This is a genomic window from Kitasatospora mediocidica KCTC 9733, from assembly GCF_000744225.1.
GTDB classification, from domain to species: Bacteria; Actinomycetota; Actinomycetes; order Streptomycetales; family Streptomycetaceae; genus Kitasatospora; species Kitasatospora mediocidica.
Map to the genome: position 1 here is coordinate 259073 of NZ_JQLN01000001.1, position 23151 is coordinate 282223.

Annotated in this window: 21 protein-coding genes; 14 read left to right on the forward strand and 7 right to left on the reverse strand. The window is 71.5% G+C overall.

The window, feature by feature from the left end:
* Positions 1-60 precede the first annotated feature (60 nt).
* The gene (locus tag BS80_RS01150; protein ID WP_035791612.1) at positions 61-477 is read left to right on the forward strand and encodes a hypothetical protein; all 417 of its coding nucleotides are present in this window, start codon (positions 61-63) and stop codon (positions 475-477) included.
* 178 nt (positions 478-655) lie between these two features.
* A complete protein-coding gene (locus BS80_RS41465; RefSeq protein WP_051965600.1) occupies positions 656-1069 on the forward strand; it encodes an SsgA family sporulation/cell division regulator in 414 nt (137 codons plus the stop codon).
* An 11-nt stretch (positions 1070-1080) separates the two neighbouring features.
* Here the strand turns inward: BS80_RS41465 and BS80_RS01160 are convergent, their stop codons facing one another.
* The 3 genes from BS80_RS01160 to BS80_RS01170 all read right to left on the reverse strand — a co-directional run bounded on the left by BS80_RS01160 (position 1081) and on the right by BS80_RS01170 (position 3811).
* Positions 1081-1704: a helix-turn-helix transcriptional regulator gene (locus BS80_RS01160; protein WP_035791615.1), complete on the reverse strand. Its 624-nt coding sequence runs from the start codon at positions 1702-1704 to the stop codon at positions 1081-1083.
* Positions 1705-1917: 213 nt separating this feature from the next.
* Entirely contained in the window at positions 1918-3516 is a 1599-nt protein-coding gene (locus tag BS80_RS01165; protein ID WP_063771858.1) for an LCP family protein, read from the reverse strand.
* Positions 3509-3811 (reverse strand): hypothetical protein, encoded by a 303-nt coding sequence (locus BS80_RS01170; RefSeq protein WP_035791618.1) that lies wholly within the window; start codon positions 3809-3811, stop codon positions 3509-3511. The genes BS80_RS01165 and BS80_RS01170 overlap by 8 nt, the downstream gene beginning before the upstream one ends.
* A gap of 946 nt (positions 3812-4757) precedes the next feature.
* On the opposite strand from BS80_RS01170, the gene BS80_RS01175 reads away from it, so the two are divergent.
* The 5 genes from BS80_RS01175 to BS80_RS01195 all read left to right on the forward strand — a co-directional run bounded on the left by BS80_RS01175 (position 4758) and on the right by BS80_RS01195 (position 10983).
* On the forward strand, positions 4758-6242 hold the full coding sequence (locus BS80_RS01175) for a glycoside hydrolase family 64 protein (protein ID WP_051965602.1): 1485 nt from the start codon (positions 4758-4760) through the stop codon (positions 6240-6242).
* Positions 6243-6403: 161 nt separating this feature from the next.
* Entirely contained in the window at positions 6404-7051 is a 648-nt protein-coding gene (locus BS80_RS01180) for a response regulator transcription factor (protein WP_035792810.1), read from the forward strand.
* Between the two features lie 226 nt (positions 7052-7277).
* Positions 7278-8819, forward strand: coding sequence for an MFS transporter (locus tag BS80_RS01185; protein ID WP_157535736.1), 1542 nt, complete (start codon positions 7278-7280; stop codon positions 8817-8819).
* Entirely contained in the window at positions 8816-9652 is an 837-nt protein-coding gene (locus BS80_RS01190) for a hypothetical protein (protein WP_035791621.1), read from the forward strand. The genes BS80_RS01185 and BS80_RS01190 overlap by 4 nt, the downstream gene beginning before the upstream one ends.
* Before the next feature lie 59 nt (positions 9653-9711).
* A complete protein-coding gene (locus tag BS80_RS01195; protein WP_035791624.1) occupies positions 9712-10983 on the forward strand; it encodes a hypothetical protein in 1272 nt (423 codons plus the stop codon).
* 9 nt (positions 10984-10992) lie between these two features.
* Here BS80_RS01195 and BS80_RS01200 read toward each other — a convergent pair whose 3' ends face one another.
* Entirely contained in the window at positions 10993-11679 is a 687-nt protein-coding gene (locus tag BS80_RS01200; protein WP_035791627.1) for a response regulator transcription factor, read from the reverse strand.
* A gap of 313 nt (positions 11680-11992) precedes the next feature.
* Between BS80_RS01200 and BS80_RS01205 the strand changes: the two genes are divergently transcribed.
* The 3 genes from BS80_RS01205 (at position 11993) to BS80_RS01220 (ending at position 15298) form a co-directional block, all read left to right on the forward strand.
* Positions 11993-12802, forward strand: coding sequence for a class I SAM-dependent methyltransferase (locus tag BS80_RS01205; protein WP_035791629.1), 810 nt, complete (start codon positions 11993-11995; stop codon positions 12800-12802).
* Between the two features lie 923 nt (positions 12803-13725).
* A complete protein-coding gene (locus BS80_RS01215) occupies positions 13726-14190 on the forward strand; it encodes a hypothetical protein (RefSeq protein WP_035791633.1) in 465 nt (154 codons plus the stop codon).
* A gap of 607 nt (positions 14191-14797) precedes the next feature.
* Positions 14798-15298, forward strand: coding sequence for a hypothetical protein (locus BS80_RS01220; RefSeq protein ID WP_232246301.1), 501 nt, complete (start codon positions 14798-14800; stop codon positions 15296-15298).
* 173 nt (positions 15299-15471) lie between these two features.
* Here BS80_RS01220 and BS80_RS01225 read toward each other — a convergent pair whose 3' ends face one another.
* Entirely contained in the window at positions 15472-16452 is a 981-nt protein-coding gene (locus BS80_RS01225) for a LysR family transcriptional regulator (protein WP_232246302.1), read from the reverse strand.
* 135 nt (positions 16453-16587) lie between these two features.
* On the opposite strand from BS80_RS01225, the gene BS80_RS01230 reads away from it, so the two are divergent.
* Together BS80_RS01230 and BS80_RS01235 are read left to right on the forward strand one after the other, a co-directional pair.
* On the forward strand, positions 16588-17313 hold the full coding sequence (locus BS80_RS01230; RefSeq protein ID WP_232246303.1) for an SDR family oxidoreductase: 726 nt from the start codon (positions 16588-16590) through the stop codon (positions 17311-17313).
* Positions 17314-17616: 303 nt separating this feature from the next.
* The gene (locus tag BS80_RS01235) at positions 17617-18225 is read left to right on the forward strand and encodes an ester cyclase (RefSeq protein ID WP_035791635.1); all 609 of its coding nucleotides are present in this window, start codon (positions 17617-17619) and stop codon (positions 18223-18225) included.
* A gap of 577 nt (positions 18226-18802) precedes the next feature.
* Here the strand turns inward: BS80_RS01235 and BS80_RS01240 are convergent.
* Entirely contained in the window at positions 18803-19267 is a 465-nt protein-coding gene (locus tag BS80_RS01240) for a MarR family winged helix-turn-helix transcriptional regulator (protein WP_035791637.1), read from the reverse strand.
* A gap of 144 nt (positions 19268-19411) precedes the next feature.
* Between BS80_RS01240 and BS80_RS01245 the strand changes: the two genes are divergently transcribed.
* Entirely contained in the window at positions 19412-20617 is a 1206-nt protein-coding gene (locus BS80_RS01245) for an MFS transporter (RefSeq protein ID WP_035791642.1), read from the forward strand.
* Between the two features lie 388 nt (positions 20618-21005).
* Here the strand turns inward: BS80_RS01245 and BS80_RS01250 are convergent, their stop codons facing one another.
* Positions 21006-21956, reverse strand: coding sequence for an NAD(P)-dependent alcohol dehydrogenase (locus BS80_RS01250; protein WP_035791646.1), 951 nt, complete (start codon positions 21954-21956; stop codon positions 21006-21008).
* A 129-nt stretch (positions 21957-22085) separates the two neighbouring features.
* Here BS80_RS01250 and BS80_RS01255 point away from each other — a divergent pair, with 129 nt between their 5' ends.
* On the forward strand, positions 22086-22949 hold the full coding sequence (locus tag BS80_RS01255; protein ID WP_198045396.1) for a helix-turn-helix transcriptional regulator: 864 nt from the start codon (positions 22086-22088) through the stop codon (positions 22947-22949).
* The last annotated feature ends 202 nt before the right edge of the window (positions 22950-23151 follow it).

Here is a 23151-nt window from a genome sequence, read left to right on the forward strand (position 1 = left end):
GCCGCACTTCGACCACTCCGCCCCTCCCCAAGAGCGCACCCGCTCGGAAGCAGGTGACCTATGGCCGGCGACATCGTTCGCACCGGCGACTCGATCGTGATCACACCTCCCCCGGGCGTGTCGATATCGCCGAACCGGATCCCGCTGGCCAAGGGCTCCGGCGGTTTCCAGGTCGGCGGGGTGCCGGCCTGCATCCCGCCGGACGTGAGCGGGATGCCGCCGGTTCCGTGCACCTACTCCAAGCCCGGCTTCGCCGGCGGTGTCGGGATGCTCACGTTCACCCTGCTGCCGGGCAACCTCTCGCAGGTGCTGACGACGGGCCAGCCCGTCGTGGTGGACAGCGGTACTCCGCTCCTTTTCACTTTCATGCTGACCAAACCCGCCCAGACCCCGAACGGCATCCCTGATGCGCTGCCACCGCTGGGCGGAGACGCGAAGTTCGACCGAAAGCCGCTGCCGCGGGCGGTCCAGGCCTGACATCGGCCCCGGCGGCGGGCCCACCCGCCGGGGCCGGTCGGGAATACGGACGTCCAGGAATCCACCCGAACGGGCAGCGAGCCCACCGATGCGACGTGCTTCGATGTTGCCACGCCAGCGAGGCCGTCAACTCCCTTGTGGTGACAGCCCTCTACGACCTGAACGAGACCGGTGGGCCATGCTGTTCCGATACGAACGCCACGTTCGAGCCGACCTGGAGGTCGGCCTGCTGATCGTCGACGACCTGTTCCTGCGCCTGTGGATCAGCCTCGACTACTGGCCGACCGACCCCTATGTCGTGCGGTGCACCTTCCCCGACGGCTTCGAGGGGCCCGTGGCGTGGTCCATCAGCCGCGAGCTGCTGCGCCGGGGACTGACCTGCCAGGCGGGCGACGGGGACGTGGCCATCGGGCCGACGGGCGAGGGGAACGTGATCCTGGTGCTCCGTTCGCAGGAGGGCGCCGCCGTGCTACGGACGAGGGCGGCGGGGCTGGCCCGGTTCCTGGACGGTGTCGAACGGCTCCTGCCGTACGAGCAGGAGCACGTCCGCCAGGCCCTCGACACCGGCATCGCGCAGATCCTGGACAACTGACCCCGCAGGACTCAGATCAGGCCCTCGCGCAGGGCATAGGCCACCGCGTGCGCCCGGTTGTTGAGGTGGTACCGAGTGGTGATGCTGTGGAGGGTGTTCTTCACGGTACGGTCCGAGTACCGCAGCTGATGGGCGATGTCCTGCGTGCTGAGACCGTCGGCCACCAGCTTGAGCACGTCGGTCTCCCGCTCGGAGAGCCCGATGTCCGCATTGGGTCTGGGTTCGTGGTCCTGGCGCAGCCTGCCGACCTGCTTGAGCAGGCGGCCGAGCAGGTCGGGCGGTAGCGCGGCCTCGCCCGCACCGGCCCGGACCACGAGTTCGGCCAGACGCGAGGCGGTGGCCTCGGAGCGCGGCACGACGGAGCAGACGCCCAGCGAGACCGCGTCGAGCAGCGTGGCGTCGTCGATGTCGAGCACGACGAGCACCGCGCGGCGGCAGCCGTTGCGGTGCAGCCGGCGGAGTTCCTGCAGCGCGGTGTCGTCGTAGGCATCCGCCGCCTGGAGCACGACTCCGTACTCGTCGAGATCCGCCGCCGGTACGAGGAGGACCTCGGGACGCGGACGCATGGTGGCTTCCAGACCCGTACTCATGATCGGGTCGGCCGCGTGCACGTGGACGGGTATGCGCTTGTTCACTCAGGCTCCAGTGGTGCGGATTGCTCTCAGCGCGTACGGAAAGGGGTTCGCCCGTCTGCGTACCGCTACGACTCGGCGCCAGTCTTCCGACAGTTTCCATGGCGCACACCAGGGAGTAACCCTGATGCGCACCCTGGACGTCATGGCAGCGGGCAGCCGGCCGGACCGCCGCGCACGCACGGTCGTGCACCTCCCCGTCGGCGCGGCGCCGGGTCAGTTCACGCAGGGGATGCCGCCCATCGTCACCGGTGCACCCTGCATCCTGGGAGCCTGCGCGCTCGGGGCCGCCGAGGGCTTGTCGGGTGCGGCGGGAGCAGCGCCGCCCGCATCCGCGGCCGGCGCCCGGAAGCCGGTGCCGAGCGTCACCACGATGTGCCCGGCCGGCACCGAGGAGGACGGCGAGGCACTGACCCCGTACCGGGCGGCGACTCCCGCGGCGCCCGCCTCGGCTCCGACTCCGTACGTCACGGTCGTGGTGCCCGACTTCGTCCGCGCGTTCCCCACGGCCCCCGCGTGGTAGCCGAGTCCGGCCAGCGCGTGGGACTCCTTCGCGGCCGCGCCGGCCACCGGCGAGGCGTTGTAGACGTCGACCGTGCCGCTCCCGGTGCGTCCCGGCGCAGCCGCCGAGGCTCCACCGGACGGGCTCGCGGTCCCGCTCGGCTGCGGAGCCGGGGCGGCCTTGTCGGTGAAGAGCTGGCGGACCGTCTGCTGGATCTGCTGCTGGTCGACGGTGTTGACCGACTCCCCGTTGACCGTCTTGAACCCGGTGATCGGAAGCGTGTTGAACTCCACGTTGCCGCCCATCAGGTTCGGCGCCTGCTGGGCGAAGTCGAGGATGTCCCACTGGTTGTCGATGACGACGTCCTTCTTCACCACGTCGAGCAGCGCGCCCAGCTTGCCGAGGTCGCCGAGGACGCCCTCGCTCTTCAGCTTGTAGCCGACGGAGGCGAGGAAGGCCTGCTGGCGCTTGGTCCGGTCGAGGTCGCCGTTGGTCAGGTTGTGCCGCTGTCGGACGAACGACAGCGCCTGCGAGGCGTCCAGCGTGTTGATCCCCGCTTGGAAGTCGGCGCCGGAGCCCTGGCCCTCCATCGCCGGGTCCTTGGTCGCCTTGTTCAGGCAGACCTGGATGGGCCCGACCGCCTTGGCGATGTCGTAGAAGCCGACCAGGTTGACCTCGGCGAAGTGGTCGATCGGCACGCCGAGGAACTTCTGCACGGTGGCGAGCGTGGCCTCCCGGCCCACCTCACGGCTCTGCTGCTCGACCTGCGCCTTGGACAGGCCCTTGCCCGACAGTTTGGTCACGGCAGCCGCCTTGGCGATCCCGTAGGCCTCCTTGATCTTGTGCATCCTGCCGTCGGCGCCGTAGGTCTGGACGTAGTCGTCGCGCGGGATGGAGAGCGCCGTGACCTTTCCGCCGTCCGGCGGGATGTGCAGCACCATCAGGGTGTTGGTGTTGTAGCCGCCGACGTCGCTGCTGGAGCCGGCGTGCAGCTCGTCCTGGACGAACTGGCCCGGCAGGTCGTTGCCGTTCATGTCCTTGCGGCTGTCCAGGCCGATCAGCAGCACGTTGACGGCCTTGTCCAGCCGCGGCGGGGCCGAGTGGCGGACCGCGTCCAAGGCCTGGGAGGTGATCATGCCGTTCGTGACGTTGCGGTAGGCGGCCCAGACGCCGCCGCTGCCGCTCACCACGGCGAGCGCGAGCGTGCACGTCAGGGTGCGCGCCAGCAGCACGGAGCGGCGGGCCTGTCGGCGTCGGGACGCGGCCCGGCGCATCGCCCGGCCGCTTGGGCCGGCCGCGCGCGGCTCAGTCACGGCGGCCCTCCCGCCGGACCGCTCTCCCGCGCTCGCGCACGAGACGCACCGCCACGACCGCCAGGCCGACGATCAGCGCCGTGACCATCGCCGGGAACGCGGCCGCCGTCGAGCGGATCGCCACCGTCGCCAGGCCGGCCGAGCCGGTGGACGCACTCGCGCCGGCGAGCACGTCCACACCGGCGGTCGCCATCAGGATCAGCGGCGGGACGCCGGTGAGCACCCACCACCAGCCTTCCCGGGTCGCCCGCGCCACTGCCAGGGCGGTCCCGAGAGCGACGGCAATGATGAGCATGAACTCAGCTGCAGGAAAAGATAGTTGGATCAGGGCAGCACCGACGACCGGCCCGGATGCCGCCGCCACGGTCACCTCTCGGGCACGCCGCCTGTCCATGCCCGGCGGGCCCGGGCTCCGCACGGGTCCGCCACGGCCCGCGGGACGGGCCCGGCGGCTGCCCGCGGACCGCGTCGACCGCGCAGGTGCGGGGGGCCGTACACCCGGGCCGCCGGCGACGAACGCCGTGGGCGCCCCACCAGGAGGCGAGGGCTGCGACCGGCGGGGCACGCGGGCGACGTCGGCCGATCGCGGCCATTGAGCTGTCATGTCGTTTCTCCTCGTCGGCTCGGTTCAGCAGCGTCCGTGTGCGGTCGACGACCAGGGATCGTTGGCATGCGAACGCCGCTTGTTACGGGTGATGACGCCACGCCGGACTCCCCGGTTGCCTATGCTCCTGCACCACGGCCGGCCCGGCCGGAGAGCGGACGGGCGCCCGGGGTCCCGCTGTCCGAACGGCTGCCCCCGAGGCTCCGGACACCGACACCACCGTGGGACAGCCTGGTTGAGCAGCTTTCGCAGGCGACGGAGTCCGATCCGCTGTCCGTCCAGGAGTGTTCCGCGGTGCCGGGGCGCGCCTCGCGGCGGCCGTCAGGCCCGAAAAGTCGGCCCGATCGGGCCAGTTGATTCCACCACCGGGCCGACCGGTCGGCGGGCGGCGCATCGCGCCGCACCTGACCAGAGTGGAGACCGCCACGTTCCGTGACGGCTGGGAGGACGCCGCTCCCGCCGCGCCGCACGTGGCGATTGCCTGTCAACGACGCGGCCCTGTCGATCCGCCGGACCCGGCCCGAGCGGCGCTCGGCAGCGGTCCTGACACACGCGCGCAACCCTGCGCCAGGAAGAGGAGCCTTTGAAGACCGCGCCACGCCGACAACACCGACGACGACCGATCATCGTGCGAACGATGGCCGTCCTGACCGCAGCCCTGGCCACCGCCGCAGCCGTCGCCGCCCTCCCGGCCAACGCCGACGCGCCTGCCTTTCAGCAGTCGGCCACGGTCAAGGGCGGTCAGCTCGAATTCAGCTTCACGCCAACTCAGGCCGCCGGCTACGTGGACGTCCACTTCGTCCCGAAGGGCGGGATCGAACAGGACCTCCGGATGGACCAGGGCAACGGCTTGGCCTGGCAGAAGGACGTCCCCGCCCCGCCCGCCGGCACCCCGGTCAGCTACTGGTTCACGCACGACTACGGCCCCGGCTCCCACTACGACACCCGGCACGTCTCCCTGGGTGGCGGGACTCCCCCCAGCGGTACCGGAACCTTCCCCGCGGTGTTCCAGAACAACACCCACGGCAAGTACACCGACGACCAGATCTACCTGACGGTGCTCGGCCAGCAGACGCCGGGCAAGTGGTCGTACCTCACGCCGGACGGCACGGTGAAGCCCATCGACCACACGGAGGCGGCACAGCCGGGACACCTCACCAAGAACGGCGAGTCGTACCCCGACATGTCGTTCTCGCTCGCGCAGGCGAAGGACCGTTCGCTGACGATGCCGGAACACCTGGAGGGCGGCCGGATCTACATCTCCCTGGGCTCGCCGATGTACCTGGGCGTCGCCCCCGACGACAGCGGGTGGGCCGGTCCGGACCTGCACAGCGCCACCGATCCGAACGCCGACGTCATCTTCGACTGGTACGAGTTCACCTACCAGTACGGGAAGATCGCCTTCGGCGGCAACACCACCCAGGTCGACATGTTCGGCTTCCCGCTGAACGCGCGGCTCCAGCAGGACTCCTCGCACTACGACCAGACCTCCGGCATCAACATGAGCCGCGATCAGGTCTTCTCCCAATACCTGAGCTCCGTGGGTCCCGCCTTCAAGGGCCTGGAGAATCCGTACCGGATCGTCGCACCGCGCTCCTCCAGCGACTTCGGCGCCCAGGGCCCGGACGCCGGCTACCTCTCGAAGGTCATCGACCAGGTCTGGAACGAGTACCACCAGAAGCAGTTCACGCTCACCCGGGCGAACCAGACCTTCACGGGCCGGGTGGAGCGGGACAACAAGCTCCACTTCACCAAGGACGGCGCGGGCGAGCCGGGCGACAACGGCGACTTCGTCCTGAGCGAGCCCACCTCGCAGGACGTGCTGTCCTGCTCCGGCGCGCTGGCGTCGCCGGGCATGGACACCACCGAGCTGGAGCTCGGCGCCGAGTTCTGCGCGGCTTTCAACCGCGGTGTCGCATCAGACACTTCGAAGTGGTACGACGCCACGAAGTACTACGGGACTTCGGCACCCTCGAACGACTACTCGGCCTTCTTCCACACGATCGGCATCGATGAGCACACGTACGGGTTCCCGTACGACGACGTGAACCAGCAGAGTTCCGTCAAGATCCTGCCGAACACCGATCCGCCGAGCAGGCTGACCATCGGCATCGGCTGGTGACCGTCGGTCCCCGGCAGCGCACCGAGAGCTGACGAGGCGGCGCCGGATCCCGTGCCCGGCACGGGATCCGGCGCCGCCTCCGGCGTGCGCGGCGAGTCATCGCCCCGCGAAAGCGTTAACCTCAAGGTCAGGGCACTGCCCGACTCGTGAGAGGGATGGACATGGGCGCACTGAACGAGATGATTCGCGTCGTCCTGGCCGACGATCACCCCCTCTACCGCGAGGGCGTGCGGCGGGCACTGAGCATGAGCGGCCGGATCGAGGTGGTGGCCGAGGCCGACTCCGGTCGTGCCGCGCTGAAGGCCATCGCCGAGCACACTCCGCATGTCGCGGTCGTCGACTACCAGATGCCCGACCTCGACGGCATCGCCGTGGTCCATGCCGTCGTGCGCGACAAGCTGCCGACCCGGGTGCTGCTGCTGACGGCCTTCGAGGACAGCAGCCTGGTCTTCAAGGCGATCCAGGAGGGCGCCGCCGGCTACGTCCTCAAGGACGCCCCCCGGGGCAAGATCGTCGAGGCGGTCTCCCAGGTGGCCGGCGGAGGGACGGTGATCCCGCCCGAGCTGGCCGCGGGCCTGGCCGGAGAGATCCGGGTCCGCCTGACGGACGACACGCCGATCCTCAGCGACCGCGAGCAGGAGGTGCTGCGGATGTTCGCGGAGGGCCTGAGCATCCCGGACGTCGCGAGCAAGCTCTTCCTGGCCCCGAGCACGGTCAAGAGCCATGCCCAGCGCCTGTACGCCAAGCTGAGCGTGTCCGACCGGGCCGCGGCGGTGGCCGAAGGCATGCGCCGCGGCCTCCTGGAGTAACCGGGGACGACGGCCCGCACGCCCCGCCACGCCTCTGCTAACCCCCGACCAGCTGACCGGTCGGGGGTTTCGCCGTGCCTGCCCGGCTACCCGATCAGCCGTGTCCCGGAGCGGGCCCCCGCGGGTTTGATGGACCAAGGCGCCCAGGAGCCCGCGAGCAGCCGAACGCCGCCCGCTCGGACGCCCCGGCTGTCGCACCCGACCAACCCACCCGGAGATCGAGGACGTGACCCCTCCCACCCCCGCACCGGCCTCGCGGTCGACACCCGGCCGCTCGCGCTGGGTCTGCCTGGCCGTGCTGGTCCTGGCCATCCTGCTGGTCTCCGTGGACGGCACCGTGCTGTACCTGGCCCTGCCCTACATCAGCCGGGACCTCGGTCCCAGCGGTCCGCAGCTGCTGTGGATCGGGGACGTCTACTCGTTCGTGCTGGGCGCCCTGCTGATCGGGATGGGAGCACTGAGCGACCGGCTCGGCCGCAAACGGCTGCTGCTGGTGGGCGCCGCCGCCTTCGGCGCGGCCTCCGTACTCGCCGCCTTCGCCGGCAGCCCCGGGTGGCTGATCGCCGCCCGCGCGCTGCTGGGAGTGGCGGGTGCCACGATCATGCCGTCGACCCTGTCGCTGATCCGCACGATCTTCCCGGACGAGCGCGAACGCTCCGCGGCCATCGGCCTCTGGGGTGCGGCGGCGGCCGGCGGCGCGGCGCTCGGGCCGCTGATCGGCGGCGTCCTGCTGGAGCACTTCTGGTGGGGTTCGGTCTTCCTGCTCAACCTACCCGTCATGGTGCTGCTGCTGGTCCTGGGCGCCCTACTGCTGCCCGAGTCGCGCGATCCGGCGCCGGGGCCGTGGGACGTGCGCAGTGTGCTGCTGTCCGCCGTGGGCATCTTCGGCGCGGTCTACGCGGTGAAGGAGGGCGCCCTGCACGGCCTGGGCCGCGCCGACGTGCTGGGCGCCGCTGTGATCGGCTGCGCCGCCCTCGTGCTGTTCGCCCGCAGGCAGCGCCGGCTGCGCGTTCCGCTGCTGGACCTGGCCCTGTTCCGCGAACCGCGGTTCGCCGCCGCCGCACTGTCCGCACTGGTCGCCCTGGTGGGCTTGGCCGGCGTGGTGTTCTGCCTCTCGCAGTACCTCCAGCTGCTGCGCGGGCTCTCGCCGCTCCGGGCCTGTCTGGTCGAACTCCCGGCCTTTGCGGGCGCGGTCGCCGGAGGCCTGGCGGTGCGCGCTCTGGTGCGCCGGACGAGTGCGCGCACCGCCATGGTCGGCGGGCTCCTGCTGATGGGCGCGGGACTGGGCGCCGTGGGCTGGGCCGACTCCGGCACGGGCTACCTGCTTCTGGGTGCCGCCTTCCTGGCCGTCGGCGTGGCCGAGGGCCTCGTCTACACGCTGGCGACCGAGCTGGTGCTGACGTACTCGCCGAAGGAGAAGGCCGGAGCGGCCGCCGCGGTCACCGAGAGCGCCTACGAGCTGGGCACGGGCCTCGGGGTGGCACTGATCGGATCGGTCCTCACCGCCGTGTACCAGGCCCGGCTGGACGTCCCCGCCGGCCTGGGCGCGGCCCTGACCGAAACCGCGCACGAGTCGCTGGGCGGAGCGGTACACGCGGCCGACCTGGCGCCGGACCTGGGCGCGACGCTGGTGACCGGCGCGCGCGACGCCTTCCTGCACGGGATGAACCTGGCCGCCTGGCTGGCCGCAGGCCTGCTGCTGGTCACGGCCTGGGGCGTCTGGCACCTGATGGGACGACGCCCCCACGAGAAGGGAACCACGCCATGACGTTCACGTTGGAGCACTATTTCACCGAGGCGGATCATTACTACCGGTTCGACGAGTTCCAAGAAATAGTCGCTGCGACCTGCCGGGCAGGCCTGCGGCCGCCGCCCTTCGGCTGGAGCTGGGCCGACTGGTACGACAACCTGCCCGAGGAGGTGCGCCAGGCGCCGGAGTTCGTCCCCTTCGTCAACGTTCTGCTCCGCAACTGCGACCTCCAACTCGTGGCCCCCGAACAGGACTTCCACCAAGCCGTGTACGTCGAGTGGACGGTCGCCGAGGAGCAGCTCAAGTCGGTGATGCGGTTCGAGGAGGCCGTGGCCCTGCTGGCACGCCTCGCACCCTGGTTCGCCGCTCCTGCCGACACGGCGGAGTGGGACGGCTGGGCGGCGGCGGTGCTCGCCAGCGACGCCCGCTGGCAGGAGCTGCTCGACCACGTCGCCCTCTTCCGCGGCGGACTCCAGCCCGAGGAGCAGTTCACCGGACTGCTGGGCGATGCGTGGCACGCCGCCCGGGCGGCGTACGGCAGTGCCGGAATATCACGGCAGACCGTTGACAGCCACCAGGCCGAGCAACCCGCCGCACCGACGACCGACGGCCGACGGACCCCCGCGGGCCCGATCCGGGAGGAGCCCGTCGCGGCATCGACGGCGCGCCGCAGGGACACCGTGCCCGCCGCAGTCGAGGAGAAGCCCGCGGCGCAGCAGCTGTCCGACGCGGCGATCGCGACGCGACGCCCAGAGATCGACGCGGCGTGGAAGCGCCTGGGCGACGGCCAGGGGACGGAGCAGGACCTGCGGCTGCTGATCGACTGCGGCCTGACACTGACCCACCCCTGAGCGGCCCGGCCGCGCCGGCCGGGTACGCACAACCACACTGCCCCGCGGAAGGAACAACGATGCAGCAGCCGACACTGGAGCCCATCCCCCTCTGGCTCGACCGGGCGCCGTGCGAGCGCTACGTCCACACGACGTACGCCGAGTTCCTCGAGTCGGATCCGAAGACCGCTCTCCCAAGTCGTGCCGACACCGGCGGTGCCGAATTCACGGTCGTACTGGCCATAGCCCTCACCCTCGGCTCAGCGTCGACCACGCAGTGGCACGACCGGCGCAAAGCCGTCCTCATGCCGGTGGACCAGCTCGACAAGTACGTCGCCGCCGGGAAGCCCGACGTGCCGCTGCCCACCGTGGAGGCGCTCGCCGCGGTCGTCAAGCGCGAACTGGGTATCCAGGAGGAGTGGCACCGGTACTTTCGCAGCCATCCCGGTATCGTCGCCACGGACTGGCCCGAAGCCAGCCCGCGCCGGCAGTTCTGGGAGGCCTGGAGCCGGCGCCAGAGGAGCTGCGACGACGCCTATCGGGCCGTCGTCAAGGGCCTCACCAATCGCGACTCGCCGTCGGCGGCGTCCAGCACGGCCGACAGCTCGCCACCTGGCAATGCGGCCGCGCTGAGCGGGTCCGGCATGGTGATCGACCTGTCCAGCACGACGGTCATGAATGGGTTGGAGATCCGTGCCTTCTCGGCGGTGCGTGCCTGGACTCCGAGGTACCAGCAAGTGGCAGCCCGCCCCGGGCACGAGATCATCCATGACGGCACCGAGCAGAAGTACCGGTTCACCATCTCGATCACCGCGATCGCGGGCCTGACCCGGCTGGAGGATTTGGCACCCTGCCCGGTATCCCGACTGGATCTCAAGGGTGCCCTGCTCTGGGAGGGGGAGCACGTGCGGGATCCCAAGTGGTCGGCGCCGACCGAAGCGGTCGAGAGCGGCGCCGCGGAGGCGGACACCAAAGCGTCGAAGCCAGAGCCCGTGCAGCCGGTGCAGCCGGTGCAGCCCGCGAAACGGAAGTCACTGAAGCAGCGCTTCAAAGAGCAGTGGGCAGGGAGTCATACTCCAGGCTTCGCAGCGAACAACATCCGGGTGCAGGTCAGCGAGGTCCGCGCCGGCCTCGACGAAGCCGTTCGAGTCTTCTTCGTCTTCCACGCCCCGCGCAAGAACACGCCGGAAGTCTGCGCAGTCACCGCGCACATCAGACTTGGCGGCAACAAGCAACTCGAGCTCCAGCCGCTTCTCCGGGAGGCGAAGTTCCTGCTGGAGGTGGCGGACTGCGGAACCGCCGCGACGGTCCGCCGCGAGGGTTCGACCTCTCTGGTGCTCACGGAGGGCTGACCGCCGCGGTCAGGCCTCCACGTCCGGAGCGCTGAGGCTGACGCCCACCCGGCGGACACTGCCCAGGTACCGCGGCTGCGCCGCCGTCTCCCCCAACTGCCTGCGCAGCCAGCACAGATGCACGTCGATGGTCTTGTTCGTGGTGTAGGCGTTCTCCCACACCCGCTCCCGCAGTTCCGCCTTGCTGACCACCCGGCCGGCGTTGGCGGCGAGATGGGCGAGCAGGCGGAACTCCATCGGGCGCAGGTCCAGCACCCGGTCGCCCAGTGTGGCCGTGTGGGCCTGGACGTCGATGACCAGTCCGCCGACCGTCATCACCTCCGGCGGCTCCTCGGCCCCGCAGCGCCGCATGAGCGCGGTCAGCCGGGCATCCACCAGGTTGACCGAGAACGGCTTCTCCAGCGAATCGTCGGCACCGGCGCGAAGCGCCTGGACGGCGAGGCTTTCGTCGGCGCGCGCCACCGCCGCCACGATGGGGAGTCGGACCACCGATCGCAGGATCCTCAGCACCTTCAGACCGCTCATGTCCGGCAGGTCCAGGGCGAGGATCACCACGTCGGGGGCATCCTCGATGACCCGTGACATCCCGTCCTGCCCCGACTCGGCGGCGGAGACGCGGTATCTCAACTGCTGCAGCGCACCCTGGAGGCCGGCGCGGGTGCCGGCGTCGGGCTCGACGATCAAGACGTGGGTCATGCGACCGGTAGCTCCTGTGTCCACACGGCACACGACAACCTGCAGGGATGCCCGGCCCGGACGGCCGACCGCTGCCACCATGCTGCCCCGCCGTTCGCGGCGCCGAGGTCGTCCGATCGGCCGCCGCCGCGGACGAACCCGGGCAGCCTCCGGCCACCGGTGCGCGGGCCCGCGCGTCCTCGGCCGGGCGGCAGAGCACCGCTGGATCCACCGATCGGATGAGCGGGCAGCGGCGGGCTCGCAACCAGGCTGGAACCGTGGCCACCCACCCCGAACCGGCTCCCGGGTGTCCGGAGAGCGAGGAGTTCCGCCGATGAGCACGGCATCACAGACGCGGTACGCATTTTCCGGCGCGGACGAGGTGGACGACCAGCTCGACGCGTTGGAGACCATGCTCGATCCGGGGACCCTCCAGTGCCTCGACCGGCTGGACCTACCGGCCGGCGCCCGGTGCTGGGAGGTCGGAGCCGGCGGGGGCTCGATCGCCCGTCACCTGCTCGAACTCGCCGGCCCCGGCGGACGGGTCGTCGCCACAGATCTCGACACCTCCCGGATCGCGGCACCCGGCGCACGGATCCTCCGGCACGACGTCCGCTCGGACCCCGCTCCTGACGGCGGCCCCTTCGACGTGATCCACGCCCGGTGGGTGCTCATGCACCTGCCCGAGCGCCGCGAGGTGCTCGCCGGGCTGGTCGACGCGCTGGCCCCGGGCGGATGGCTGGTCATCGAGGAGAGCACGGTGGAGCCGGACGGGCTCCCCGTGCTGACCAGTTCAGCCCCGGCCGACGCCGCGCTCTTCCGACGGTTCAGCGGCGCCGTCGTGCAGATCCTCGCCGATGCCGGAGCCGACCCCCGGTGGGGCGCCCGCGGCCTGTACGCCGCGATGGCCCGGCTGCGGCTGGAGGACGTGCACAGCGTCCACCGCACGGACAGTTGGACGGGCGGCGGACCGGGCAGCCGTCTGCACGACATCCACACCCGCCAGCTCCGCGACCCCCTGCGGGCCCGGGGGTTCACCGACGGCGACCTCGCCCACGTGCGGAAGCTCGCCGCCGACCCGGGCTTCAGCGCGCTGTGGTACCCACTCGTGTCCACCTGCGGACGCAAGGCACTCAGCGCGTGATCCGCCCGCGGAAGCTTCGGACAGGCGACCCGGGCGAGGGCATCGCGCCGCGCGGCGGCGAGCGCCGCGGCCACCTCCGGCGAGTCGAGCTCGTCGGAGACGTTGCCCGCACCGGCCCCGGCGAGCAGCGAGGCCACCGTCAGCACGACGCCCGGCCGGGCGGCCTCGCCCAGCCGCAGCACGCTCGCCGCGGCCCCCGGCAGCGGGCTGCGGGCCAGCTGCGGCGCCCCCGCGTGCCCACCGCGCCCGCGCACCACCACCCGCGGGGTCCGGCTGCGGCCCGAGCATGCCTACCGAGCGACGGCCACACACCTCACCTGGGAAAACGTGACCCTACCTTCGATGTGGGAAGCGCTTCTAAGCGCTGAAGGACGCAGTGCTGCCACGGTACTTCGCCTGGAGCGGAAAGGGTGTGCCATGGGCGGGGACCACCAGTGTTGCCGTCGACCCGTCACCCGTGTCCACGGTCAGGGCGATGGCTGGCTCGCCGTTCAGCGTTGCCGGTGCGCTGCTCTTCGCCTGGCCCGACTTTGGAGATCTCCTGGTAGAGCTCGACCTCCGCGTCACAGAGAGCAGTGACCTGCCGCCCCACCTCGCTCCACAGCCCGGTGTGCACCAGGATCATCAGGCCATCGACAGTTGATGCCGCATCAATATCTGCTGATATCTGCTGTCGGAACCGGTTTTGGCTGGCCCTGAGATCACGGGTGGGCGTCGGCCGCAGGACTGACAGGACGTCCGAGGCCGCTCGGTCGGGTCGGCCCGCACAGTGGTGACGCCGCCGGTCCGTTGGCGCAGCCGCCGGGAAATGTGGGCACCAAGTGTTCAACTGGGAGTCATTCGATAGTCGAATGCGTAGTGCAATATCACATAGCAATAGCACTCCGGACGACCCGATCGCCGCCCGACAAGGGAGACATCCGATGATCCGACTTACCCTGCTCGCGCTCGGTACGGCAGGCGTGGCACTGCTCGGCACCACCCCGGCGAGCGCCGACACGCTGCCCCCGCCGAGCGGTGGCACCACCGTGACCTGCGGTACGTCCGCTCTCCAGTCGGGCCTGCTCACCCAGGTCTGCGCCGAGCGGACCGGCACTTTTGTACAGCTCTACGGTCAGATCAGCCTGGCCGGCCCGCCCTCGCCGCCCTCCCCGGGCAGCCCGGCCCCGCTGCCGCCGCAGTTGCAGGCCACCCTGACGGGCTCGGTGGTCAGCGGCTACTCCCTCGGGACGGTCCAGCAGTACGTGCTGTTCGCCAACCAGACGGTCCAGGTCCGCGGGGTGAATGCCACCATCGCCTGCGGCTCGACGGTCCACGCGTCATTCTCGGTCACCGCCTATCCGTGGCCGCCGGCGCCGGTCACACTCGACCTGCCCACCGAGTGCTGACCCACCCCTGGCAGCTCTGCCACGGGTAACCCGCCCGCGGAAGGCGGCCGCCGCCACGACGCGCGCATCGACGACCGGTGCGTCGACGACCGGTGCAAGGCGTACATCCGCGGGCGGCACACCGCCGCCAGGACACCGTCACCCTGATCCTCACCCGCGCCCGCCTGGCCCCCGCAGCCCTGGTCGGGCTCAGCGACCAGGGTCCGGGCCGGGCCGGGCGGGGCCTGCGAACGCCTCGACGAACACGCGGCACGGTCCATGCCGCTCGACGGCCCCGCGCCGCTTGGGTCCCGGGACGCCCTCGCAGACGGCCCGCTGAGCACCGGCCGGTCTGCAGGTACGGCCGGCGGGCTCGGGCTCACGCCGACCGGGCTTCCCACCCCGGATGAGCGGCAGCCGCGAACGAGTACTCGGCACAGCAGCCCAGGCACACACACGGGCGGATGCGCCGCAGACCGCTATCGCGCATCGTGGATGGGTACGACGCGCACGGACAGCGAGGGCCCGTGCCCCGCGGGACCCTCTCGGTCACCAGGACACCTCGTCCCGCCCCTGGGCGCCTCGGCCTGCGCGGGCCACCGCGCCCGCAGACCGAAGGAGTCGCAGCATGACCACCAGGAAGATCCATCGCCCCGTCCTGGCCTTGGCCGTCGCCGCCCTCGCTGCCCCGGCTGTGACGGTGGCGGCGCCGGTGAGCGCTAATGCCGCCGCCGGGCCCGCCGTCGTGTCGGCCGCATCGACGGCCCCGCCGACCAGCTTCGTCGACCTGCCGACCAGCCCGCTGCCGACCGACCGTGCGCCGCACGAGGTCTCCTTCCAGTACCGCAACGACTCGGCCGGCGACCAGATCATCGCACCGCAGGTCCTGATCGAGGGCCCGGTCAACGGCCCGTTCCTCGATCCGAGGGCGATCAGCCTCCGGGTGGAGAACGCCGACGGCAGCTGGCAGACCCTGCCGCTCGGCGTGCAGACCGGAACCCTCTTCACCGACCTGATCCCGGCGAAGCACGTACTGCACAGCCACCACACCCTCACCGAGCACTACCGCTTGACCCTCCTCAAGCCGTCCCCGGGTACCGTCGCCCCACGGATCGCGCTCTACAGATAGCCGACCGCCGACAGCGGCCTGACGGCGGTCGCGGGTGCCCACCCCCTCGAATCGAGACGGGCAAACGCGAGAGCGGTGGGCAGGGGCAGTCGCAGGGGGCGGTGTCGTGGGTGCCGCCCTGATCACACGGTTGCTGCCCCTGGTGCCCGGTCACGGTCTGCCCCGCCGGTCCGTCAGGTCGTCGCCGATCCGGCGCGCGGTGTGCGGTTCTGCCCCTGCGCGAGGCTGCTGGTCCAGGCGGGGAGAGTGGTTGCCGGGAGGGCGGTCGGGTTGACGCGGGCCTGGTCGGCGAGGAGGTCGGCGAAGGCGGCGCTGAGGGGGTCGGGGCGGGTGCGGGTGTAGGCCGTGAGGGTGCGGCGGATCGCGGGGTCCGGGCGGAGCACGACGCCGTCGAAGTGGAGCGGGACGATGTTGGCCGGCACCAGGGCCGGGCCGAGCCCGGCCGCGGCGAGCAGGGGCACGGCCGAGGTCTGTTCGGCGCGGATCGCCACCTTGGGGTGGAAGCCCGCCTGGGCGCAGACGCGGTCGAGCAGGTCGGCCAGGCCGTTGTCGGGGGCGTAGTGGACCCAGGTGCGGTCGGCGAGGTCGGTGAGCGCGATGGTGGCGCCAGGGCTGACGGCCAGCGGGTCGTCGGCGGGCAGGATGATCGCGAACTCCTCGACGCCGAGCTCGCGGATCGGCCCCTGCCAGGCGGTGGGCGTGGGACCGACGGCGAGGTCGGCGCGGCCGGCGACCATGGCGGCCTGGAGCCGGTCGGCGTGCGCGTACTCGCGCAGCCGGATCCGTACGCCGGGGTGACGGCGGCGCCAGATGCGCAGAACGGACGGCAGGATGCCCAGGCTGACCGAGTACACGGCGGCGACCTCCAGCTCACCCTCCTCCAGGCCGGCCGCGTGCCGAGCCACCGTGTGCAGGCGCTCGGCCTCGGCCAGTGCGGCGCGGGCGTGCGGCAGCACCGCCCGGCCCACCGGGGTGAGCCGCACGGAGCGCGGCAGCCGTTCGAGGAGCGGGCTGCCGACTGTTCTCTCCAGAGCCCGGATCTGGTGGGAGAGCGCGGGCTGGGTGACGTGCAGGTGCTCGGCCGCGCGGGTGAAGGAGCCGGTGTCGACCACGGTGACCAGGTATTCGAGCTGCCGGAGCGTCGGGATTGCCATGAGCAGATTTTATCGCTGCGGTAGAGAGCAAGCCTTGGACTCATCATCGGGACCCGGGAGAGGGTCGTGGTGCGGCCGCCGCGGAGATGCAGTGGCGGCCGATTCCCGATTCCCGATTCCCCCAAGGAGTTTCCCGTGTCCATTGGCACCCCCCTCTCGGGACAGCGCGTTGTCGTCGTAGGCGCGGGCTCGCGCACCGGGCGAGCGATTGCCCGGGCCGCCTCGTCGGCCGGTGCCCGCGTCGTGCTGGCCGGTCCGGATCCGCGCAAGCTGGAGTGGACGGCCGGTGAGCTCTCCGGCCCGTCCGAGGTGCTCACGCTCGACCTCGCCGACGAGCGGTCGATCGCGGACTTCGCCGCCGCGGTCGGCCGGTTCGACCACCTGGTCTCCACCGCCGCGATGCCGGCCAACGGCCCGCTGCGGGACCTCGAACTCGCCGACGTACAGCGGGCGTTCTCGGCCAAGGTGATCGGACCGCTGCTGCTGGCCAAGCACCTGGCCGGCCAGGTGTCCGAGAGCGGATCGTTCACCTTCTTCTCCGGTGTGGCCGCCTGGCGTCCGGCCCCCGCACGTACGGTCATGGCCACCACCAACGGCGCACTGGCCTTCCTGGTGCAGGCGCTGGCGGTGGAGATCGCCCCGGTCCGGGTCAACGCCGTCTCCCCCGGCATCGTCGACACCGGTTCCTGGGACGGCCTGGGCACCGACAAGGAGACGTTCCTGCGCGGTGTGGCCGAGCGCAACCCGGCCCGCCGCGTGGGCAGTCCGCGGGACCTGGTGAAGGCCGTGTTCTACGCCATCGACAACTCGTACGTCACCGGCACCGTGCTCCACGTCGACGGCGGCGGCCGCCTCGCCTGACGTCCAGCCCGCCGGGCCGGCGCACAGGTCGGCCCGGCATCCGGGGCGGCGATCCTTCACTCCCTCCGCAAGGTTAGGCGACTGCCCAACCACCTCGGCGAACCCGAGGACGCCACCCGGGCGACCGCCCGTCCGCGCGCGCCCATCACGGGCCAACTCACCGGCGCAGCCCCAGCCAACGGCGCGGTGCGCCCCATCCTGACGGCCCACCACCAGTTCCTCCGGCCGGTCGCAAGGACCGGCCGGCCACCCCGGCACGCCCGAAACCGCAAGCGTGACCGGCCGATTCGAGGAGTTGCCCTCATGCGTTCGCGAACCCTGATCCGTACCGCCGCCCTCGCCGCCGTGGTGGCGAGCCTGGCGGGTGGCACCGCCGCTGCCGCCTTCGCCCACGACAACGACCGCCACCAGTCCCCGCACACCTGGCCGCGGCGCCTGGTCGACCGCTCCCCCGCACTGGTCCAGCCGACCTCGCTCACCGTCGACCGCTCGATCGGCCAGCAGCGCGCGGCCCAGGAGGTCCACCTGGCTCAGCAGCTCTACACCTTCTGGAACACCGGGCAGCAGACGTACCTGGACGCCGCGATCAGCCCACAGTTCAAGGACGACACCCTGCCCGCAGGCCGCCCGCAGGGCCCCACCGGTCCGGTCCTCGCCTCGAAGAACTTCCGCACCGCCGTGCCCGACCTGACCTGCGAGCTGTCCGACCTGCTAGTCACCGGCGACAAGATCACCGCCCGGCTGGTCTTCCGCGGCCACTTCACCGGCACCTTCAACGGCGTCCGAGGCAACGGCCAGAACGTCGACTTCAACGCCATCGACATCCAGCACGTCGGCACCGACAAGATCATCGAGGACTGGCACATCGAGGACAACCAAACGCTGCTGACCCAGTTGGGCGTCAACGGCTGAGCACCGGACCATCACCGCGTCCACCGGCGGCCGCCTGCCTGCCTGCCTGCCTGGGCTCCCAGCGATCGGCGGGCTCCCTCTCCCAGCCCGTGGGCGGAGGCCACGGCACGCCCCGAGCCGCGATCTGCACCGGCGTCCAGTCGCCTACGGGCGGGAGCGGCAATCCGGGGGGAGCTGAGCCGGGAAGTACGTCCTCCCGCAACGACGGGTCGTCGGTCAACTGTCCCCGACGATTACCTGCTGACCGTCCACCGGGCCGGCGGCCCGGCCTTGTTCGACCGCGAGATCTCCTGCCCGGACCAGTGACGGCAAGCTGACAACCCATCAAGCGGCGCCGACTGTTGCACATGGGCATTCGCCGACACAGTTCAGCGCTGGTCAGTGCGCGGTGTGCTCTCGCCGCCGACCGTTCCACTCGACACCGGCGTCCGGTTCATCATCGGCCGCACCCCGATGACGGACGACGTCGCCGGCCCGTCCAAGGCAAGAAGGCTGCGACGAGGCGTCGGATCTCGTTACAGGTCAGCGGGCCGAGTAGGGCCGCCGCGACGGTCGTGGGCGGGGGACACCAGCCGGCTCACCCGCCCGGTGTCAGGGCGGGCGCCTTCAGGTTGCGGACGGCCGCCACCAGCGGCGCCAGCTCGGCCCGCTGCTCGGCGGCGGCGAGGGCCTCGTGCAGGGCCGCGTCGTTGACCGGCCGGGCCCGCTCCAGCAGGGCCAGCCCGGCCGGGGTGACGTCGGTGTAGATGCCGCGCCGGTCGGTCGCGCAGAGGTAGCGGGTCAGCAGGCCGCGCTCCTCCAGCCGGGTCACCAGGCGGGTGGTGGCGCTCTGGCTGAGCACCACGGCATCGGACAGCTCGTGCATCCGGAAGTGGCCGCCCTCGCCCTCGTGCTGCGCACTGAGCACGTCGAGCACCGAGAACTCCCGCACGCTCAGCTCGTGCGCCGCCTGCAGGGCCCGCTCGACGTGCGTCTCGATCCGGCCGTGCAGGGCGGACAGGGCGCACCAGCCCTGGGCGAGGCCGGGCTGCGGCCGGGTCATGGGAACTCCCTTCGGAGGCATACCCCCCAGCATAGTCCAGAAGCGCAATAGACCGCGTATGCAATATGCCGCGCTTGCAACTACCCGCGTCTGCAATTAATGTCGAAGCGATCCCCCTCCCCACCCACCGAGAGGCTCCCCGCCATGCCACTCGCCCTCCTGGCGCTCACCATCGGCGCCTTCAGCATCGGCACCACCGAATTCGTGATCATGGGGTTGCTGCCCGACATCGCCGTGTCCTACGGCGTCTCCATTCCCACAGCCGGTCTGCTCACCACCGGCTACGCCCTCGGCGTGGTGGTCGGCGCCCCGCTGCTCGCCGTGATCGGCAGCCGGATCAGCCGCAAGCGGATGCTGATGGCGCTGATGGGCCTGTTCGTGGCCGGAAACCTGGTCTCCGCGCTCGCCCCCACCTTCGCCCTGATGCTCACCGGCCGGGTGATCGCCTCGCTCGCCCACGGCGCCTTCTTCGGCATCGGCTCGATCGTCGCCGCGCGCCTGGTCGCTCCCCAGAAGCAGGCCGGCGCGATCGCCACGATGTTCACCGGCCTGACCGTGGCCAACGTGGTCGGCGTCCCGCTCGGCACGATGATCGGCCAGCAGACCGGTTGGCGGATCACCTTCGCACTGATCGCCGGGCTCGGCGTGCTCGGCCTGCTCGGCGTCGCCGCCCTCATCCCCCAGGACGAGCCGCCGCGCCGCGGCGAGGCCCGGATCCGCCGCGAGCTGGCCGCCTTCCGCAACGTCCAGGTGATCCTGTCGATGGCGATGACCGTGCTCGGCTTCGGCGGCGTCTTCGCCGCGATCACCTACATCACCCCGATGATGACCGAGGCCGCCGGCTACGCGGACGGATCCGTGACCTGGCTGCTGGTGCTGCTCGGCCTCGGCATGGTGGCCGGCAACCTGGTCGGCGGCCGCTACGCCGACCGGCGGCTGATGCGGATGCTGTTCGTCGCGCTCGGCTCGCTGGCCGTGGTGCTCGCCCTGTTCGCCTTCACCGCGCACAGCAAGCCGCTCGCCGCCGTCACCATCCCGCTGATCGGCGCTTTCGGCTTCGCCACCGTGCCGCCGCTGCAGAAGCGCGTACTGGACCAGACAGCGGACGCCCCCACCCTCGCCTCGGCCGTCAACATCGGTGCCTTCAACCTCGGCAACGCGCTGGCCGCCTGGCTCGGCGGGCTGGTGCTCACCGCCGGCTTCGGCGCCACCGCCCCCAACTGGGTCGGCGCCCTGCTGGCAGCCTCCGCCCTGGTGATCGCGGTGGTCGCGGTCACCCTGGAGCGCCGCGGCCGGGCGCGCGGTACGGCGCCGGCGCAACCGCGCCCCGAACCGGCCCCGGTCGGCTGAGCACGCCCCCGCGCCACCGCCCGACCCGGCCCCGCCCGGCCCGCCGCAGCTCGTCTACAGCGGGCCGGGCGGTGGCGCGGGTTCAGCGTCCGACGCCGACGAGCCAGCCCCGCCGGCATTCAGCGACTGGCTGTGAACGGTCAACATGCCCGGCTGCCGTCCGGAACCCGGTCCTCGAGGGCGCGCGGATCTATCAGCGCATCATTCCTGGCTGGCCCTGCTCATTCGTGGCCGTGCTGGAGCCGGGGGCCAGGTCCTGGACCGCGATCCCCGGCTCGGTCCGACGGACGACGCGACCGCGGTCACGGTCGCTCAGCTGCGATGAGGCCGGGTGCAGAGCAGATCGCGCAGCGCCGCGCGGATCGAAAGTCCCGCGAGAACGACGGAGTCATGCGGACACCGTGACCACGTGCTTGCCCGCGACGCCACCGCGCTCGAACGCCTCGTGCGCCGCGACGATGTCCGCGAGCGGGTACACGCTGTCGACCACCGGACGCAGCGCACCCGAGGTGACGTGGTCGGCCACGTCGCCCAGCAGGGCGCTGCCGGGGTTGGCGCTGAAGGTGCGGATGCGGCGGGAGCCGTGCACGCTCGACGCGGCGATCGCGGCCAGGGCGGACAGGGACAGCCCGACGGTGACCATCCGGCCGCCCTTGGCCAACCGGTCCCGGTAGCGGGGCATTTCCGCGCCGACGGTGTCGACGATGACGTCGAACGGGCCGATCCGGTCCGAGGTGGTGGAGCGGTAGTCGAGGACCTCGTCGGCACCGAGTCCGGTGAGAAGTTCTGCATGGCGGTCGCGGGCCAGCGCGGTGACATGGCCGCCCATCGCGTGTGCCAGTTGCACGGCGGCGGTGCCGACTCCGCCGGCCGCGCCCCGCACCAGGACCCGTTCCCCGCCCGCGAGTTGCACGCTGTCACGAAGCGCGATCAGCGCCGTGGCGCCCGCCACGACCAGCGAGGCCGCGCCGACCGACGACAGGCCCACCGGAGCATGCGAGATACGGTTCGCTGCCACCGTGACGTACTCGGCCGCCCCCGCGGTGACGTGCCTCCGCCGGGGGTGCACCATGCCCCACACCCGGTCCCCGGCCCGGTAGCCCTGGACGTCGGGCCCGGTCTCGACGACGGTGCCCGCGAAGTCCAGCCCCGTACCGATCGGGAACCGACGTCCCGAGACCATCTTCAACTCCCCCGAGCGGAAGATCACATCGTGGCCGTTCACGCTGGTCGCCTCGACCGACACCAGCACCTCGCCCGCACCGGGAGCGGGACGGTCGACCTCGTTGACGCGCAGGACGTCCGCCGCACCGTAACTCATGATCTGAACGGCCTTCATGTCGCTGTCCTTCCGTGACCGCTGTGGTGCCTCCGATGCTGGACCCCGGACGCGACATCACGGTCGTTCCGCTCTTCCTAGGTCTGGCAGACCCACCCTCGCCGGCCCCGCCCGCGTCATACTGCTGCGGTGACCTACGACCTGCTCACCCTGAGGGAAGCCCCCCGGCGCGAACTCGCGGAGTTTCTGCGCACCCGCCGAACCCGGCTACGGCCCCAGGACGTCGGCCTGGAACCGGGCCCGCGGCGGCGGGTCGCCGGGCTGCGGCGCGAGGAACTGGCCCTGCTGGCCGGGGTGAGCTCGGACTACTACCAGCGCATGGAACAGGGACGCGACGTACGCCCCTCCGACCATGTCCTGGACGCCCTCGCGCGCGCCCTGAACTTCTCCGCCGAGGAGACCCGGCACCTGCACAGCCTCGCCGCCGCCGCGCGAACCCCGGCCCGTCCACCACGTTCGTCCATACCGGAGGAGGTACCCGACACCACGCAGCGGCTGCTGCGCACCATGAGCACACCCGCCCTGGTCGTCGGCCGGTTCCTGGACGTGCTGGCCTGGAGTCCGCTCGTCGGCGCCCTGCTGGGCGAGTTCACCCAGCTGCCCCAGGCGCAGCGGAACCTGCTGTCCCTGTTCCTGCACCCCGAGGCCGACAAGAGCTGCCCTGAACGAGCGGCCACGGTCGCGGAACTGACCGGGATGCTGCGCACCCAGGTCGCCGCCGACCCCGGACACCCGCGCGCCGTCGAGCTGGTGGGGGAACTCGCAGTCCACAGCGACGAGTTCGCCGCCCTCTGGGCCCGCCACGACGTCGAGGAACCGACCCGCGGCCAGATGCGCGTCCACCACCCCCTGGTCGGCGAACTCAACCTGGACTGGGACGCCTACCCCATGCCCGGCACCCCCGGCCCCATGCTCATCGTCTGCACCACCGCCGAGGGCAGCCCGGACGCCGAACGACTCCAACTCCTCGCCGGTCTGCTCGACGTCGGCTGACCCCATTACCGACAGCTGGGTGTTCACGAGTGTTCGCGGATACCCAGGAGGGACTGTGCCAGAGCTACAACCAGACACTGGCTCCGCCCCGGCAGGAAGAGGGCCTGAGCGCTGCCGGTCAGGGACGCGGTCGGAGCTGGATCCAAACCACCGGGCTCGGCCGACCCGACCGTATCGTCAACATCAGAGGCGGAGCTACCGG